Origin of the sequence: Tundrisphaera macrotermitis, from assembly GCF_051175315.1 — a bacterium.
Classification (GTDB): Bacteria; Planctomycetota; Planctomycetia; order Isosphaerales; family Isosphaeraceae; genus Tundrisphaera.
The window spans coordinates 2,640,282-2,656,739 of the sequence record NZ_CP195100.1; the positions used below are offsets into that span (position 1 = coordinate 2,640,282).

The 16,458-nt window shown below is 70.1% G+C and carries 14 protein-coding genes; 11 read left to right on the top strand and 3 right to left on the bottom strand.

Annotated features, from left to right (window positions below; all coding sequences use genetic code 11):
* Nucleotides 1-6: 6 nt before the first annotated feature.
* The 3 genes from TA3x_RS10610 (at nt 7) to TA3x_RS10620 (ending at nt 4,002) form a co-directional block, all read left to right on the top strand.
* Nucleotides 7-2,088, top strand: coding sequence for a thioredoxin domain-containing protein (locus tag TA3x_RS10610; RefSeq protein WP_435020978.1), 2,082 nt, complete (start codon nt 7-9; stop codon nt 2,086-2,088).
* Between the two features lie 13 nt (nt 2,089-2,101).
* Nucleotides 2,102-2,596 carry a hypothetical protein gene (locus TA3x_RS10615; protein WP_435020980.1) on the top strand — a complete coding sequence of 165 codons (495 nt, stop codon included), beginning with the start codon at nt 2,102-2,104 and terminating at the stop codon, nt 2,594-2,596.
* A gap of 395 nt (nt 2,597-2,991) precedes the next feature.
* On the top strand, nt 2,992-4,002 hold the full coding sequence (locus TA3x_RS10620; RefSeq protein ID WP_435020982.1) for a methyltransferase: 1,011 nt from the start codon (nt 2,992-2,994) through the stop codon (nt 4,000-4,002).
* Nucleotides 4,003-4,058: 56 nt separating this feature from the next.
* Here TA3x_RS10620 and TA3x_RS10625 read toward each other — a convergent pair whose 3' ends face one another.
* Complete coding sequence (locus TA3x_RS10625; protein WP_435020984.1) at nt 4,059-6,065, bottom strand: hypothetical protein; 2,007 nt, start codon at nt 6,063-6,065, stop codon at nt 4,059-4,061.
* Nucleotides 6,066-6,411: 346 nt separating this feature from the next.
* On the opposite strand from TA3x_RS10625, the gene TA3x_RS10630 reads away from it, so the two are divergent.
* The 7 genes from TA3x_RS10630 to TA3x_RS10660 all read left to right on the top strand — a co-directional run bounded on the left by TA3x_RS10630 (nt 6,412) and on the right by TA3x_RS10660 (nt 14,630).
* A complete protein-coding gene (locus TA3x_RS10630; protein WP_435020986.1) occupies nt 6,412-7,737 on the top strand; it encodes a S41 family peptidase in 1,326 nt (441 codons plus the stop codon).
* A gap of 10 nt (nt 7,738-7,747) precedes the next feature.
* Nucleotides 7,748-8,797, top strand: a complete 1,050-nt coding sequence (gene tsaD / locus TA3x_RS10635; protein WP_435020988.1) for a tRNA (adenosine(37)-N6)-threonylcarbamoyltransferase complex transferase subunit TsaD — start codon at nt 7,748-7,750, stop codon at nt 8,795-8,797.
* 111 nt (nt 8,798-8,908) lie between these two features.
* Complete coding sequence (locus tag TA3x_RS10640; protein WP_435020990.1) at nt 8,909-9,634, top strand: HAD-IA family hydrolase; 726 nt, start codon at nt 8,909-8,911, stop codon at nt 9,632-9,634.
* Nucleotides 9,635-9,849: 215 nt separating this feature from the next.
* Nucleotides 9,850-10,947, top strand: coding sequence for a UDP-3-O-(3-hydroxymyristoyl)glucosamine N-acyltransferase (gene lpxD, locus TA3x_RS10645; protein WP_435020992.1), 1,098 nt, complete (start codon nt 9,850-9,852; stop codon nt 10,945-10,947).
* Nucleotides 10,948-10,988: 41 nt separating this feature from the next.
* Entirely contained in the window at nt 10,989-11,606 is a 618-nt protein-coding gene (locus TA3x_RS10650; protein ID WP_435020994.1) for a hypothetical protein, read from the top strand.
* A gap of 47 nt (nt 11,607-11,653) precedes the next feature.
* Nucleotides 11,654-12,547 (top strand): LpxI family protein, encoded by an 894-nt coding sequence (locus TA3x_RS10655; RefSeq protein WP_435020996.1) that lies wholly within the window; start codon nt 11,654-11,656, stop codon nt 12,545-12,547.
* A gap of 232 nt (nt 12,548-12,779) precedes the next feature.
* Nucleotides 12,780-14,630 (top strand): sulfatase, encoded by a 1,851-nt coding sequence (locus tag TA3x_RS10660; protein ID WP_435020998.1) that lies wholly within the window; start codon nt 12,780-12,782, stop codon nt 14,628-14,630.
* 68 nt (nt 14,631-14,698) lie between these two features.
* Here TA3x_RS10660 and TA3x_RS10665 read toward each other — a convergent pair whose 3' ends face one another.
* Nucleotides 14,699-15,064, bottom strand: a complete 366-nt coding sequence (locus TA3x_RS10665; RefSeq protein ID WP_435021000.1) for a DUF4288 domain-containing protein — start codon at nt 15,062-15,064, stop codon at nt 14,699-14,701.
* Between the two features lie 60 nt (nt 15,065-15,124).
* Nucleotides 15,125-15,868 carry an AAA family ATPase gene (locus TA3x_RS10670; protein WP_435021002.1) on the bottom strand — a complete coding sequence of 248 codons (744 nt, stop codon included), beginning with the start codon at nt 15,866-15,868 and terminating at the stop codon, nt 15,125-15,127.
* Between the two features lie 346 nt (nt 15,869-16,214).
* Here TA3x_RS10670 and TA3x_RS10675 point away from each other — a divergent pair, with 346 nt between their 5' ends.
* Nucleotides 16,215-16,415 (top strand): hypothetical protein, encoded by a 201-nt coding sequence (locus TA3x_RS10675; protein WP_435021004.1) that lies wholly within the window; start codon nt 16,215-16,217, stop codon nt 16,413-16,415.
* Nucleotides 16,416-16,458: the final 43 nt, after the last annotated feature.

The following is a 16,458-nucleotide window of genomic DNA, read 5'->3' on the forward strand; positions in this document are numbered from 1 at the left end:
TGACCGATGTCCGACCAACCCCGCCCGCATCCCGCCAACCGGCTCGCCGGAGAGACCAGCCCGTACCTGCTCCAGCACGCCCACAACCCGGTCGACTGGTACCCCTGGGGGCCGGAGGCGCTGGCGAAGGCGAAGGCCGAGGACAAGCCGATCTTCCTGTCGATCGGCTATTCGGCGTGCCACTGGTGCCACGTCATGGAGCGGGAGAGCTTCGAGAACGCCGAGATCGCGGCGATCATGAACCAGAGGTTCGTGAACATCAAGGTCGACCGCGAGGAACGTCCCGACCTGGACAACATCTACATGGCCGCCGTCCAGGCCCTGACCGGGCACGGCGGCTGGCCGATGTCGGTGTTCCTCACGCCCGACCTCAAGCCGTTCTTCGGCGGGACGTACTACCCGCCCGCCGATCGCCAGGGGATTCCCGGCTTCCCCCGGGTCCTGCTGAGCGTGGAACGGGCCTGGAAGGAGCGCCGGGGCGAGATCGCCAACGCCGCCGCCGAGATGACCGAGCAACTTCGCGTCGCGGGGGAGATCCCGAAGGGGGAAGGGGACCTCGACGCGAGCCTGCTGGACGGGGCGGTCAAGGCCCTGGGGCGGTCGTTCGAGCCGATCCACGGCGGGTTCGGCCACTCGCCCAAGTTCCCGCACCCGATGGACCTCCGCCTCCTGCTCCGCCAGCACGCCCGCACCGGCGACACCCACGCCCTCCACATGGTCACGCACACGCTCGACAAGATGGGCCGGGGCGGAATTTACGACCACCTCGGGGGCGGGTTCGCCCGCTACTCGACCGACGAGCGGTGGCTGGTCCCGCACTTCGAGAAGATGCTCTATGACAACGCCCTGCTGACCACGACCTACCTCGAAGCCTTCCAGGCGACCCGCGACCCCGAGTATGCCCGAATCGCCCGCGAGACGATGGATTACGTCCTGGGACGCATGACGGCCGCCGACGGCGGCTTCCACGCCACCGAGGACGCCGACAGCGAGGGCGTCGAGGGGAGGTTTTACGTCTGGACCCTCCCCCAGATCCGCGAGATCCTGGGCGACGAGCGGGCCGCCGTCTTCGCCGAAGCGTATGACGTCACCGAGGCGGGCAACTGGGAGCACGCCAACATCCTGAACCTGCCCCGGCCGCTCGCCGAGGTCGCCAAGAAGCTGGGCCGGGATGAGGCCGGGCTCCGCGCCGACCTCGCGGCCGACCGGTCGAAGCTGCTGGCCAGCCGGGATCACCGGATCCATCCCCACATGGATACCAAGATCCTCACGTCCTGGAACGGCCTCATGATCGCCGCCTTGGCCGAGGGGGCGTCGATCCTCGACGAGCCCCGCTATGCCGAGGCCGCCGCGCGGGCGTCCGCCTTCGTCCTGGACAAGCTCCGCGGGCCCGACGGCCGCCTGCTCCGCACCTTCAAGGACGGGCAGGGGAAGCTCAACGCCTATCTCGACGACTACGCCAACTTCATCGACGGCCTGACCCGCCTGTTCGAGGCGACCGGAACCGCCCGCTGGATCGAGGCGGCGGCGGACCTGGCCCGGATCATGATCGCCGAGTTCCACGACGCGAAGGATGGGGGTTTCTTCTACGTCGGCCAGAGCCACGAGTCGCTGATCGTCCGCCAGAAGGACGCCTACGACAACGCCACCCCGTCGGGCAACGCCATGGCCGCCACGGCCTTGGCCCGCCTGGCCGCCCTCACCGGCCGGGCCGACTTCGCGGACCTCGCGAAGTCCACCCTCCGCTCGGTCCGCCTCGTGCTCGAAAAGGCCCCGGCCGCCGCCGGCCAGAGCCTCGTCGCGCTCGACTTCCTCCTGGCCCCGACCCGCGAGTTCGCCGTGATCGCCGGGAACGACCCCGCCGAGCTGCGACAGGCCCTCGCCGCCATCGGCGCCCGGTTCCTGCCCCACTCGGTCGTCGCCCCGGCCCCCGGCCCGGTGCCGCCGGCCCTGGCCACCCTGGTCCCGCTCCTGGCCGATCGCCCGGCCCAGAAAGGCCAGGTCACCACCTACATCTGCGAGCACTTCACCTGCCAGGCGCCGGTGGTCGGCGTGGAAGACCTGCGGGCGGCCGTCGCCAAATTGTGAGCGGGGTCGAAGCATGAGCGGCGGACGCCGGCGCCTCACCATCGGCAGGCTGATGGGGCTTGTCCTCGGCTGCAGCGTCGTGTTCGCCGCGATTCACGCCTCGTCCGGAATGGTGGTTGTCATCCTGGCCAACGGGCTGGTCGCGTTGGTCACGGCCCGAATCCTGCTCTGTCTGGCGGAGGTCCCATCGACAAGGCTGAGGGTGGCCCGACTCGCGGCCGGTTTGCTGGCCTCGACTCTCTCCGGCGTCGTCGCCATCATGCTCTTCATGGGATGGGGTGAGCCCATCCTCTGGGGTCGCATGGCGTATTTCCTGGGGCATCCGGACGCGTGGATCTACCTGTTGGGTTTTTCCTTCTGGTCCATTTTCTTGATTCACTCGGCCGCGCTGATCGTTGCACCCATCATGGGTGCCGTCCGGTGGAGGAGGCTGCGGCGGGCGGCGAGATCTGCGGATTCGACCCACGATCAACCAACCTCGATCGGATTCTCCGCCGGTCGGCGGTGATGCTCCGTCAGGTTAGGCTGGGTCGAGACCCAGCTTCATGGCGGTTGCTGGGCCTCGACCCAGCCTACTCTTGCAAAGGACCGAGGTCGTCCTGGAGTGTTATCCATGGCCGGATTTGTGAGCACTTCGCCTGCCCGGCGCCGGCGGCCGGCAGGAAGGATCTGTGTGCGGCCGTCGCCCGATTGTGAGCGTGGCTGGACCAGGGGAGGGGGACGTCGGCAGGCCGGGTTGGTCCGTCGGTGGGTCTGTTTTTCCTCGCGGGCGGACTCGGCTGCCGGCCCGATCGGTGGGTCTGTTTTTCCTCGCGGTCGGACTCGGCGAGCGGTCCGCGTCACCGGGCGGGCCGTGCCGCGTAGTTCGGGGCGATCTTTGTTTCCCCGAAAGGAGTCAGTGCTGTGCCGGATTCCGCCCCGCCCGCCGAGATGTTGGTTCTGCAGAATCTGATCATGGGCAAGTGGCTGTCCCAGGCCGTGAGCGTCGCGGCCAAGCTGGGGATCGCCGACTTGCTGAAGGATGGCCCCAGGCCGTGCGATGAACTGGCCCGATCCAACCAGGTCGATGAGGGGGCGCTGTATCGGGTGCTCCGCGCCCTGGCCAGCGTCGGCGTGTTCGTCGAGGAGGGGGACCGGCACTTCGCCCTGACGCCGGCCGCCGGGTTCCTCCGGTCCGACGTGCCCGGCTCGCTGCGGGCCGTTGCCCAGATGGCGGGCGAGGATTTCACCTGGCGGCCGTGGGGCGACCTGTATCGCTGCGTGAAGACCGGCGAGCCGGCGTTCGAAACCGCCTTCGGGGTGCCGGCCTTCGACTACCTGGCCAAAAATCCCGCCGCCGCGTCGGTCTTCGACGAGGCCATGACCGGCTGGTCGATGCAGAACTCGCACGCGGTCGCCGACGCCTACGACTTCTCGGGGATCGGCACGCTGATGGATGTCGGCGGCGGGCACGGCTACCTGCTCGCGACGATCCTCCGGGCCAACCCGGGGCTGCGGGGCATCCTTTATGAGACGCCGGAGGTGATCGCGGGGGCGAAGGACAAGCTGGACGGACTCGATTGCCAGCTCATGGCGGGCGACTTCTTCGCCTCCGTGCCGGGCGGTGCGGACGCCTGCATCCTCAAGAGCGTGATCCACGACTGGGAGGACGGACGGGCCACGACGATCCTCCGGAACTGCCGCGAGGCCCTCAAGCCGGGAGGGCGGGTCTTGCTGGCGGAGATGGTGATCCCCCCCGGCAACGACCCCCACCCCGGCAAGCTGCTGGACCTGGAGATGCTGGTCATGGTCGGCGGGCACGAGCGGACCGAGGCCCAGTTCCGCGACCTCCTCGCCGAGGCCGGGTTCCGGATGACCCGGATCGTGCCGACCGCCTCGCCGACCTGCGTGATCGAGGGCGTGGTGGAAGGCTGACCGCCCGATGGCGATGATCCCGGGGCGGGCATCACCCCGGGATCATCGTCGGTGGTTCAGGCCCGCGGGATCAGGGTGATCCGGTAGGCCAGGGCGGACGCGGTGGAGTTGCCGAAGTTGGGCTGCTGGGCGAAGATCCCGCCGAACATGATGCCCAGGTCGGTCGGCGACTTGAGCCTGTCCAGCCGGACCACGCCGCCGGCCAGCGTGGGCAGGTCGGGGTTGGCGAAGAAGGCCGCCCCGGCGCCGAGGAGGAACGGGAGCTGGGTCGGGAAGGCGTATTCCTGGGTCGACCCGTTGGGGTGGACCATCGTCGTCGAGACGTCGTTGACGAACGGGAGCCCGGTGTCCTGGGTGAACTGGCCGGTCGCCGGGTCGTAGCTGGTGAGGCTGATCCCGCCCAGGAGGATCGTCTGCGACGACCGGTCGCGGGCGTCAAACAGGGGGATCTTGGGGCTGTTGTACTGGCTGAAGAACTGCTGATAGGCGTAGTCGACCCGCGACCGGCCCCTGCGGTCGATGTAGACCGAGTTCCGATAGCCGTTGCCGTCCGGTGTGAACACGCCGCCGATGGCCACCAGGCCGGGGTTACCGTGGGCGTCGATCCGGTGGGCCAGGTTGTAGTCGCGGCGGTGGAACTGGATCGGGTCCACCTGGGCGGTGTACTGGGTGATCCCCAGCCGCTTCGCGTTGTCGACGATCCGGAACGAGGCGATCGTGTTGTTGTAGACCTGGCTGATGTCGGCCGTCGACCCGGTGTAGCGGCCCTGGAAGTCCTGGCCGAAGACGAGGTAGGTCCGGCCGTCGATCGCCTCCATGTCCCCGCCCGTCGCGCGGAGCCGGGGGTCGCGGGCCTGCCGCACCGTCGCGGCCACGTCGCCGCCCAGGGTCACGGCGCGGATCAGGTCGGGGACGTCGATGGCGGTCAGGGTATCGAACGTGGTGAACAGCCCCGTCGACGAATCCAGCCCGTAGCCGCCGACCGTGTAGAGGGTGTCGCCCTCCTGGTAGGACTGCTGGTTGGTCGACGACAGGGCGTCGGCCACCAGGGCGGAGACGCCGGTCTCGGCCCAGGGCTTCTCCCAGGTCCGGCCGGTGCTAGGGTCGATCACCACGATCGACCGGTTCTGGAACTGGCGGGGGAACCCGCCGTCCGGGTTGGTCGGGGTCACGCCGTCGAAGTTGTGCAGGCCGTTGGTCCGGCCGCCGATCATGAGCCACTTGCCGTCGGCCTGGGCGAAGGTCATCGACTGCAGGGCCAGGGCCGAGGGCAGGGCCACCGGCGTGATCTGGAGCGCGTAGGGAAAGTTCGCCGAGGCGACCAGGGGCTTCGAGTCGATCGCGAAGGTCGGCCGCGCCAGGGTCGTGATGACCTCGTTCGCCCCTTCGAGGACCGGGATCGCCACCTGCCCGTTGCCCCGACGCGCCTTCTGGACGCCGCCCGAGAGGGTCGTGCGGTAGGGGTTGGCCCCCGAGACCCGGACGACCTGGACATCCCCGCCGATCTCGCGGGTCACCTCCATCTGGCCCGCCCCGGCCAGGCGGAGGGTGGCGACATCCCCCTGGTTGTCCGCGAAGCGGAGCGTCTTGCCCCAGCCGATCAGGTTGCGGTAGTCGCCCCCCGGCGTCAGGTCGGCATCGCCGTCGAACGGGATGCCGTCGGCCGAGGCGAGGCCGGTGAGCGGGTCGCCGCTGATCGTCAGGCGATAGAAATAGCCGGGCGACAGGCGGCGGTCGGCCAGCAGCGTGACCGACCGGGTGGCCTCGTCGTAGGTCGCCGAGCGGAGCGGGATCGAGGCCCCCTCGCCCGCGGTCCCGTAGATCTGATCCTTGCCGCGCCCGGGGCGGATCAGGTTGTATTCCGACAGCGACTCGGCCCGGGCCGGGTTCATCGGCTCGTCGAACCGGACGACCAGGGCCGTGGCCGACCCGACCTCCACGTGGGTCAGGCTCGTCACCAGGGCACCATTCGCCCCGGACAGGACCTGCCGCCGTTCCAGGGATTCCAGGGCGAGGTGCCGGAGGCGATGCGGGTTGCGGGCTCGGATGTTGACTCGGCTCATCGGGTCGGCTTTCTCGGAAAGGGGGAAAGTTCCGGCAGGAACTCCGGCGCGAGCGGCGAGAGAAATGACGCGAAACCGGTCAGGGCAGGATAAAAGGGAAGTTTAAGCCGAACAAGGGGTCTGGGAGGGGAGGGCTCTCCATCCCACCGATCCTTGCCCGTCCCGAACGATGGCCAGGCCCCGTCGGCGTCGGAACTCCCGGGCACGACGGCGGGTTGCCGGGGGAGGCCGACAGAGGCTAGAGTAAAGGGAGTGTGGCGGCCGGGCCGGATCGCGCTCCGTCCCCCGGGCTGCCGCGTTGGTCCATGATCCCAGGACGAGTCCACGCCCCGGAGGGCCTCCGTTCATGCCGCGACGGAACCTGTACGCAATCGCGATGGTGGGGGTGATTTCCCTGGTCTGCTGGAAGGCGGGGCAGGCGGCCCGGCCCAAGGACGACGTGATGGAGATGTACGGCGTGTTCGTGGACGCCGTCGAGCAGGTGCAGGCCAACTACGTCCGGCCGGTCTCGCGCCGGGAGCTGATGGAGAGCGCCCTGCGGGGGATGCTGACCGACCTGGACCCCCACTCGGCCTACATCAACACGTCCCAGTGGCGGTCGTTCAAGAGGCAGATCGACGGCAAGTTCGGCGGCCTGGGGATCACCGTCGAGGTGGACGACGACGCCAAAAGGCTCAAGGTCATCGCCCCGATGGTCGGCACGCCCGCCTACGGCGCGGGGGTCCTGGCCGGCGACCTGATCATGGAGATCGACGGCCAGTCGACCGAGGGGATGAACATCGAGAAGGCCGTGGAGGCGCTCCAGGGCCAGCCGGGCACCCAGGTCAAGCTCACGGTCCTCCACGAAGGGACCGACAAGCTCGAAACCCTCAGCATGAACCGGGCGATCATCGAGGTCCCCAGCGTCATGGGCGATCGCCGCAAGCCCAACGACGAGTGGGACTTCATGCTCGACAAGGACAAGAAGATCGGCTACATCCGGATCACCAACTTCATCCAGGACACCGCCGACCAGGTCAAGCAGGCCCTGGCGACCCTGAAGGATGAGGGGATGAAGGGGCTGATCCTCGACCTCCGCGACGACCCGGGCGGGCTGCTGACCGCCGCCGTCGAGATCTCCGACATGTTCGTGAAGGACGGCAAGATCGTCAGCACCAAGGGCCGGAACACGGCCGAGAAGACGTATACCGCCCACGAAGAAGGCAACGAGCCCGACTATCCGATGGTCGTGCTGGTCAACCACAACTCGGCCTCGGCCTCCGAGATCCTCTCGGCCTGCCTCCAGGACCATGACCGGGCTTTGGTCGTCGGCGAACGGACCTACGGCAAGGGCTCGGTGCAGAGCATCCTCGACCTGGAGGATGGGGACAGCGTCCTGAAGCTGACCATCGCCACCTACTGGCGGCCCTCCGGCAAGAACATCCACCGGTTCAAGAACGCCAAGGAGAGCGACGAGTGGGGCGTCACGCCCAGCCCGGGCCTCGAAGTGAAGCTGTCGCCCCGGGAATACCACGACTGGGCCCTGGCCCGCCGCGACCGCGACTTCCTGTCCAGCGTCAACAAGCCCAAGCCCGCCAAGGGGGAGGACGGCAAGCCGGTCGAGGGGGAGCCCAAGCTCGCCGACAAGCAGCTCGATAAGGCCCTGACCGCCCTCTCCGACAAGCTGAAGTAACCCACCGACGATGTATCTCCTGGCCATCGAGACGACGTGCGACGAGACGGGGGCGGCGGTCCTGGAAGGGCCGGCGCCCCCGGCCGTTGGCGTGCCCGCCATCCGGTCCAGCGTCGTGGCGTCGCAGATCGGGCTCCACGAACGCTTCGGCGGCGTGGTGCCCGAGATCGCCGCCCGCGAGCACACCCGGCAGATCCTGCCCGTGATCGACGAGGCCCTCCGCCGCGCCGGGGTCACGCTCGACCAGATCGGCGCGATCGCCGTGGCGACCCGGCCCGGGCTGGTCGGGGCCCTGGTCGTCGGGCTGACGGCCGCCAAGGCCCTGGCCATGGCGCTGGACGTGCCCCTCATCGCCGTGGACCACCTGGAAGGCCACCTCTACGCCTGCCAGCTCGCCTATCCCGACCGCGAGGTCTACCCGTGCGTCGGCCTGGTGGTGTCGGGCGGGCACACCAGCCTGTTCGCCTGCCGGGGGCCGATCGACGCCGAACTCCTGGGCGGGACGATCGACGACGCGGCCGGCGAGGCGTTCGACAAGGTCGCCAGCCTGCTCGGCCTGGGCTATCCGGGCGGCCCCGGCATCGAACGCGCCGCGAAGGAGGGCAACCCCCGGGCGTTCGCCTTCCCGCGCTCGTTCCTCCACGACGCCCGGCTCGAATTCAGCTTCTCGGGGATCAAGACCGCCGTCCTCTATGCCCTGAAGGGGAAGGACGCGCGGACGGCCGGAACCGCCCCGCCCGCCCCGCTGGTGGCCGACCTGGCGGCGAGCTTCCAGGAGGCGGTGGTGGACATCCTGGTCGCCAAGTGCCGGCAGGCCCTGGAGCAGACCGGCTTCCGCCGGCTCGGGATCGGCGGCGGGGTGGCGGTCAACGGCCGGTTCCGCGAGCAGGTCGGGGCGATGGCCGCGAGGATGGGCGTCGAGTTGTTCCTCCCGCCCATCGCGCTCTGCACCGACAACGCCGCGATGTCCGGCATCGCCCTGGCCAAGCTCGCGGCCGGGCAGGTGGCCGACCTGGAGATCGACGTCACGCCGGGGCTGGTCCGCCCGGCCCGCAAATGAAGTTTGCGAGATGGGGCCGTCAAGGCCTTCCCTCCCGGAAATATTCGACCACAATGGAGAAATTGGGCAAAACGTGCCGACGACCCTTGGGCTGATGGACGCACCGCGAACATGACCAGTCGAGCCGAGTGGGGCGATGTCGAGGGGATCATCTTCGACGCCGTCGGGACCCTGATCGAGCCGGTGCCCTCGGTGTCCCAGGCTTACGCGGCGGCGGCCCTGCGGCAGGGGGTGGTGGTCGAGCTTGACGAGGTCAAGCGGCGGTTCCGGCTCCACTTCCGCAACGACGAGGAAGACGAGCAGATCGGCCCGATGGCCACCGACGAGCGGATCGAGCGTCGGCGGTGGCGGAGGATCGTGGCCAACGTCCTGCCCGACCTGCCCGACCTGGACCGGGGCTTCGACGAGCTGTGGGAGCACTTCGGCGACCCCAAGGCGTGGCGGTGCTTCCCCGACGTGGGCCCGACCCTGGCGGCGCTCCGCGAGGCCGGCTTCCCGACCCGGATCGCGTCGAACTTCGACGGCCGGCTCCGGGGCGTGGCCGCCGGCAAGCCCGACCTGGCGGGGTTCGTGGAGACGGTGGTGATCTCCTCCGAGGTCGGCGTCCGCAAGCCGCATCCGGGGTTCTACCTCGCGGCCTGCGAGGGGATGGGCCTGGCGCCGAACCGGGTCCTGTGCGTGGGCGACGACCTGGAGAACGACGTCCGCGGGGCGGAGCGGGCCGGGCTGCGGGGCATCCTCGTGGATCGCGAGGGACGCCGGCCGGTCGGGCTCGATGCGGTGTCCGACCTGCGGGAGATCGTCGCGTCCCTGGTCGGCGACCGGGTTCGCGCCTGAGGATCCTGTTCGGAGAGGTTGGGGAATTCCCCGGGATCGTCCGATAACAAGGATGAGGCGGGCAGGGTTGCCCACCGGGTCGGGTTCGGCTTGTGGCTTTCGGCCGCTTGGACTACGATCCGCCATCCTGACATCACCCGGGTCGTCCGGGGTCGGCGTCCGACGCCGATCCGGCAAGCCCGGTTCCGTCAGTTCCTTTCAGGGAAGAAGGGAAGATGCACGTGGCCGCCACGGTGGGACAGCTCGCCGCCCTGGTCCGGGGCCGGCTGGTGGGGGACGGAAACGTCCCGATCAATTCGGCAAGGCCGGTCGGCGAGGCCGGGCCGGGCGATATCACGTTCATCGAGAACGAGCGATACGCCCGCCTCCTGAAGGCTTCGCCCGCCTCGGCGGCGATCGTCGGGCCTCATTTCCGGGTGGCCGAATCGGCCCCCGTCGTCCCGGTCATCGAGGTCGACGACCCGATCACCGCATTCCTGGCCGTCCGGACCCACCTGGTCGGCGCCGTCCGGCCGCGCTGGGTCGGCGTCCACCCGATGGCCGCCGTGTCGGCCTCGGCCGAGGTCGGCCCCGGGGTCGCGATCCACGCCTTCGTCTCCATCGGCGACGGGGCGACGATCGGCGAAGGGTCCACGCTCCACCCCGGCGCCGTGATCGGGGAAGGTTGCCGGATCGGCCGCGACGTCGTGATCCATCCCAACGTGGTCCTGTATCCGGGCGTCGTCCTGGGCGACCGGGTCGAGGTCCACGCCGGGACGGTGCTGGGCGGCGACGGCTTCGGCTACCACATGGCCCAGGGCCGCCACGTCAAGGTCCCCCACACCGGCACGCTGGAGGTCGGCGACGACGTGGAGATCGGGTCGAACTGCACGATCGACCGCGCCACTTTCGCGACCACGCGGATTGGAGAGGGGACCAAGATCGATAATCTGGTGATGATCGGTCACAACAATCAGATCGGCCGTCATAATCTCCTGTGCGGCCAGGTCGGCATCGCCGGCAGCTGCAAGACCGGCGACTACGTCGTGATGGCCGGCCAGGCCGGCATCAAGGACCACGTCGAGATCGGCGACAAGGCCGTGGTCGGCGCCCAGGCGGGCGTCCATCGCAACATCCCCGAGGCCCAATCGGTGCTGGGCGCCCCGGCGATCCCGGTCCGGGAGCAGCGTCGCCTGTTCCAGATGATCGCCCGACTCCCCGAGATGCACCGACAACTCCGAGAGCTGACCGCGCAGATTGCGGCGCTTTCCGCCCTCGCTCCATCGGCCGGCGACGCCGCGGCCGTAGATGAGGGTGATCCGACCGGCTTCTGACCGAACGCCGGCCCTTCCCGTTCCCGTTGGGGGTTGATCCCATGTTCGTCCGCAACCGCCCGGCCCTCCTGGTCGCGAGCCTGGCCCTCGTCGTCGCGGCGTCGACGACCGCCCCGGCCGAGGACATCTACGTCGAGAACGGCGTGTACGTCAAGCAGCTCCCGCCCTGGCGGCAGCGGCTGCTCCAGAAGAGGATGCTCCGGCAGTCCGGGGCCGCCGAGGTCGTGATCCAGGGCCCGCCGGCCGTCCGCGTCCCGGGCCCGCCCGCGTCCCGGCGCTCGATGCGTCCGCTGTTCGGCCCCGTCCGCTACCCGGCCACGATCATCGAGCCGGCGGGCGACCCGGTCGTGGTCACCGGCCCCAAGGTGATCTCCAGCAAGCCCGGCGTGGTGGTCGAGTCGCCGACCCGGATCAAGGCCGAGCCGCCGGTCGTGGTCGAGGAAGAACTCGACGAGCTGCCCCCGGTCGACCTGCCGCCCGCCAGGGAAAGGGCCCCCTTGCCGGCCCCCGCCGCCGCCCCCGCGCCCGGCGCGGTGATCTCGACCCCGGCCACGAAGCCGGCCGCGCCCCCGCTGGAGCTGGAGCCCGAGCCGCCCCTGGCCGCGCCCGCCTCGGCCCCCGCTTCGGGCGCCCTGCCGAAGCCGAAGCGGTCCGCCTGAGCCACGAAGCCCATCCGCGATTTTTCGGCCCCAAGGAGGATCGGCCGGTGTCCTTGCTCTCCCTCAAACGACCGCGCGGCCGGGGTGCCCTGTCGTCCACGGCCGCCGATCGCACGATCGGGCTGCTGGCCGGGAGCGGCCGGTTCCCGATCCTGTTCGCCGAGGCGGCCCGCAGGCAGGGCCTGAAGGTGGCCTGCGTCGGCGTCCGCCACGAGGCCCCCGCCGTCCTGGCCGATCTCTGCGACTCGTACGAAGAGGTCGGCGTTTCGAAGCTGGGCGGGATGATCCGATCGTTCCGCCGCCGCGGCGTGGGCAAGGTCGTCATGGCCGGCAAGATCACCAAGGCCGTGATGTACACGCCCTGGCGGATGGTCCAGCTCACGCCCGACCTGCGCATGATGCACATGTGGTATCGGACCTTGCGCGAAGACAAGCGCGATGACTCGATCCTGCTCGGCGTGATCGCCGAGTTCGCCCGAGACGGGATCGGCTTCGCGTCGGCCCTCGACTATTGCCCGGAGCTGCTCGTGACCCAGGGGACATTGACCCGGCGGAAGCCCTCCGCCGCGGAGTTGAAGGACATCGACTTCGGCTGGGGCCTGGCCAAGGAGATGGGCCGGCTCGACGTCGGCCAGTCGGTCGCCGTCAAGGAAAGGGCCGCCCTGGCCATCGAGGCCATCGAGGGGACCGACCGCTGCATCGAGCGCGCCGGGCTCCTGTGCCGGGCCGGCGGCTGGACCCTGGTCAAGGTCGCCAAGCCCCAGCAGGACATGCGGTTCGACGTCCCGACCATCGGCGTCGCGACGGTCGAGAACCTCCACAAGGCGGGCGGCCGTGTCCTGGCCATCGAGGCCGACAAGACCATCGTGATCGACCAGCCCGACGTCGTCGCCCTGGCCGATCGCCTCGGCCTGGTGATTGTCGCCCTCGCCGACGCCTGATCCGCCGCGATCCGCCCCGACCATGACGCGACCCCGGCCCCGACGGCCGGGGTCGCGTCGTTTCGAAGTCGAGGAATGATCCGGAGATGTGCAGGGATTGATCTCGACAGATCCCCGCGGCTATGCGACCTAATCCCGAAATGTGTCGGCCTATGGAACTCGGGCTCGCCTTTGATCGGGAGGGATGCGGATGCCTGCGGTCCAGGAAACGGGGGTCGTCCGATCCCGGCGGATGCGTCGCCTGATCCCGACGATCCCCCCGAGGTCGGCGGCCCCGGGGCGGCTCGACCCGGGCTGGGTCGGGGTCTGGCTGGGCCTGGTGGTGGGCTACGCCGAACTGGGCATCCGCGTGGCCGCCCGATACGCCTCGGGGCACGTCACGGCCGCGACGCTGGCGACCAACCACCACTCGTTCTGGATGATCCCGCTCTGCGACCTCCTCCTGATCGGCGGGGCGGGGGTCCTCCTGGGCCGGATCGCCGCGAGGTCCGCCCGGCCGGCCGTGGCGCGGGCCTGCCTGCTCCTCCCGTGCTTCCTGGCCGCGCAGGCGATCGCGATGACGGTGCCCGGCCTGCACAAGACCGCCGCGCTGGTCCTGGCGGCGGGGGTGGCCTGGCGGCTGGCGATGGCGATCGACGGCCATCGGGACCGTTTCCGCGCCCTGGCCTCGCGGACCGTGCCGGCGTTGGGGGCGATCCTGGCGGTGCTGGTCGCCGTCGGTGCCTGGACGGTCGCGGGCGGGGAAGGGCGGGCCCTGGCGGCGCTGCCCCGGCCCGAGGCCGGATCGCCCAACGTCCTCCTGATCGTGCTCGACACGGTCCGCGCCGACGCCCTGAGCATGAACCGGGCCGACCGCGACACCACGCCCCACCTGGCGCGGCTGGCCGAGCGCGGGGTCCGGTTCGATCGGGCGAAATCCACGGCCCCCTGGACCCTCCCGGCGCACGCCAGCCTGTTCACCGGCCGATGGCCCCACGAGCACTCGGCCAACGTCGGCCGGGCCCTCGACGCCGCCCATCCCACGATCGCCGAGGCGCTCGCCGGTCGCGGCTACGCCACGGCGGCCTTCATGGCCAACACCCACAACGGCAACGCCTGGTACGGCCTCGATCGCGGGTTCGCCCACTACGAAGACCTGTACGAGAACCGGGCCGTCTCGGCGTTCGAGATCCTCCGGAGCACCGGGCTGGGCTGGAAGCTCGCCAAATCCCGGGCCGGTCGGCGGTTGCTGGGCTCGCTGATCGACATCCCCAGGCTCGGCTATCGCAAGACGGCGGCGATGATCAACCGCGACCTCCTCGCGTGGCTGCCGACGCGCGGCGACCGGCCGTTCTTCGCCTTCCTGAACTACTACGACGTCCACGACCCCTACGTCGTCCCGCCCGGGGCCGACCGGGCGTTCGCGCGCTCGGGCGAGGGGCGGCCTCGCTCGGTCCTGGAGACGGCACGCGACGACTACGACGATTGCCTCCGCTCGCTCGACGAGGAGGTCGGCCGCCTGCTCGCCGACCTGGAAGGGCGGGGGCTGCTCGACGACACGCTGATCATCGTCACGTCCGACCACGGCGAGGCGTTCGGCGAGCACGACCTCCAGGGGCACGGGATCAGCCTGTATCGGCCCGAGCTGCACGTCCCGCTCCTGGTCGTCCAGCCGGGCCGCGTCCCGGGAGGGCGGACGGTGGCGGAGCCGGTCAGCACCCGCGACATCCCGGAGACGATCCTCGACCTGATCCGACACGACGGCGACTTCCCCGGCACGTCGCTGGCCCGGTTCTGGTCCGGCCCGCCCGGCGCGGTGGTCCCGCAGCAAGAGCCGGTGCTGGCCACCGTGTCGCGCAGCGCCAAGCTGTCCACGCTTCGCACCAACGCCCCGGCCCGGCTCGGCCCGATGTACGCGCTGATCGATGATGGCCACAAGCTGATCCGCAACGGCGACGGCCGCGAGGAGCTTTATCACCTGGCCTCCGACCCCGACGAGGCCAACGACCTCGCCCCGTCCCCCGGGGCGGCCGACACCCTGGACAGGCTCCGCGCGCAGCTTTCGCGGATCGTCGACGGCGCCGGGAAGGGCTCGGATCGCTGAAGTGGCTCATCTCGAATGAGACTTCGTCGACCGCATTTTGAATCCGGCGACCGGCAGGGCGTGCAGGGTCAATCCGGATCGACCGGCCGCAGGTGCTCGTCCCCGGTGTCGAAAAACCGGTCGATGTATTCACGCAGGCCGAGTTCGCTCGTACGCATCAGCGAGAAGACCTCCGACTTGTGGCCGATGGCCCGGTCGAAGAGGTGGAAGATCTGGAGGAAGCCCGAGTAGGACCAGCCTTCAGACATCGCCACATATTCCTCCGCCTCTTCTTCCGCCATGCGGATGGCCTGCTCCCAGGAATCCGCCCGGACGAGGATCACTCGCTCTTCGTATGTCGTGAGTTGGTCCGGCTGTTCGAGGCAGAAAATGCACCTGGCCGCATACCAGGGCTCTCGTTCCGCATCGGTCTCATCAGGATCGCATCCGTCCATCGTGGCCTCCCCCTGATCGACGATGGGCCGGCGCCGACCGCGACCGCCCTGGAGGCGTCATCACGCGAGCCCGCGAGGGCGGCCGGCCTCGACGGCGCGGACGATGATCTCGGTGGCGATGGCGGGGCCGAGGGATTCGGAGTCGAGCACGAGGTCGTAGTTGGCCGGGTCGGCGGAGTCCATCCGGTACATGGTCCGGACGAAGTGGGCGCGTCGGCGGTCGAGGTCGCGGGCGGCGCGTCGGGCGGTGCGGACCGTCACGCCGGTGCGCTCGGCGAACCGGGCGGCGCGGGCCTTGATCGGGGCGATGATCCGGATCGACAGGGTCTCGCTCCGGGGCAGGAGGAACCCCGCGCCTCGGCCCACGATCACCGAGTCGCCGGCCCGGCCGATCGCCTCGACCAGCTTGGCCAGGTGGTCGAGGTAGGCCTCCTGGGGGGCGTAGTGCTCCTCGCGGAGCGGCAGGATCCAGTCCTGCACCACGCTGGGGGCCAGCTCGTCCAGGACCTTGACCTCCTCGGTTTCCAGTTCCATCCGGTGGGCGATCGCCTCCAGCAGCTCGTGGTCGAAGACCTTCCAGTCGAGCCGGGTGCCGACCATCCGGGCGATCGTGCCGGCCCCGGCGCCGGTCTCTCGGCTGATGCAGACGTTGCGGAACCGTGCGACCGGGGCGGCGGGCCCCTTGGACCCCTCGAGCCTCGCCCCCCGCCGGAACCAGCGGCGCGACAGCGCGAGCGTCCACTGGCGGAGGACGCCGGGCGGCGGGGCCGGTTCGGCCATGGGCGAGGTTTCGGGCGAGGCCATGCGGGGGGACCCCGGAGGTGGAGGGGGACGCAGGCCGGGACCGCCCCCGGGCCGCACGCCTCCCCCAACCCCAGTCTAAAGGCCGGGTTGTCGAAAGGAAAGGCGACGCCGGGGGCCGTCGCCGGGCCATGTAATCGTTACAAGGGGGCCCGGCCCGACACGAGTCCCGAAAAATCCCCGAGATTTCCTCAAGTCCTGCGTGGGCTCCGGTTAGCTCTCGCGGGGCCGTGTCCATCCCCGGCATCGGCACGCCCCTTGCTTTCTTCCGAATCCAATGACGCTCGCCCGACGGTTCGCCGCACCGGTGGGCAAGACGAGAGTGACGGAACGACCGAGGAGCCGCACGATGCGAAACCGACGCCAGACCCTCCTGTGGATGAAGGACCTGATCGACCACATGACCCGCTGCCACGACCAGCTGCAGTGGGCCGCCGACGCCCCGACCGAGACCTACCTGGCCGACTCCCTGATGGTCAACCTGACCGAATGCCAGAGGCTCTGCGAGCAGCTCAGGGACCGGCCGGGCCGGCTGGCCGCCTCGGCCTGAGCCGACGCGGGGCCGACTCCCTTGCGGGGAAGGGCCCGGGCGT

Coding starts and splice junctions, on each gene's coding strand:
- TA3x_RS10610 (WP_435020978.1), top strand. CDS start 7: ATGTCCGACCAACCCCGCCCGCATCCCGCCAACCGGCTCGCCGGAGAG.
- TA3x_RS10615 (WP_435020980.1), top strand. CDS start 2,102: ATGAGCGGCGGACGCCGGCGCCTCACCATCGGCAGGCTGATGGGGCTT.
- TA3x_RS10625 (WP_435020984.1), bottom strand. CDS start 6,065: ATGAGCCGAGTCAACATCCGAGCCCGCAACCCGCATCGCCTCCGGCAC.
- TA3x_RS10630 (WP_435020986.1), top strand. CDS start 6,412: ATGCCGCGACGGAACCTGTACGCAATCGCGATGGTGGGGGTGATTTCC.
- tsaD (WP_435020988.1), top strand. CDS start 7,748: ATGTATCTCCTGGCCATCGAGACGACGTGCGACGAGACGGGGGCGGCG.
- TA3x_RS10640 (WP_435020990.1), top strand. CDS start 8,909: ATGACCAGTCGAGCCGAGTGGGGCGATGTCGAGGGGATCATCTTCGAC.
- lpxD (WP_435020992.1), top strand. CDS start 9,850: ATGCACGTGGCCGCCACGGTGGGACAGCTCGCCGCCCTGGTCCGGGGC.
- TA3x_RS10650 (WP_435020994.1), top strand. CDS start 10,989: ATGTTCGTCCGCAACCGCCCGGCCCTCCTGGTCGCGAGCCTGGCCCTC.
- TA3x_RS10660 (WP_435020998.1), top strand. CDS start 12,780: ATGCGTCGCCTGATCCCGACGATCCCCCCGAGGTCGGCGGCCCCGGGG.
- TA3x_RS10665 (WP_435021000.1), bottom strand. CDS start 15,064: ATGGACGGATGCGATCCTGATGAGACCGATGCGGAACGAGAGCCCTGG.
- TA3x_RS10670 (WP_435021002.1), bottom strand. CDS start 15,868: ATGGCCTCGCCCGAAACCTCGCCCATGGCCGAACCGGCCCCGCCGCCC.
- TA3x_RS10675 (WP_435021004.1), top strand. CDS start 16,215: ATGCGAAACCGACGCCAGACCCTCCTGTGGATGAAGGACCTGATCGAC.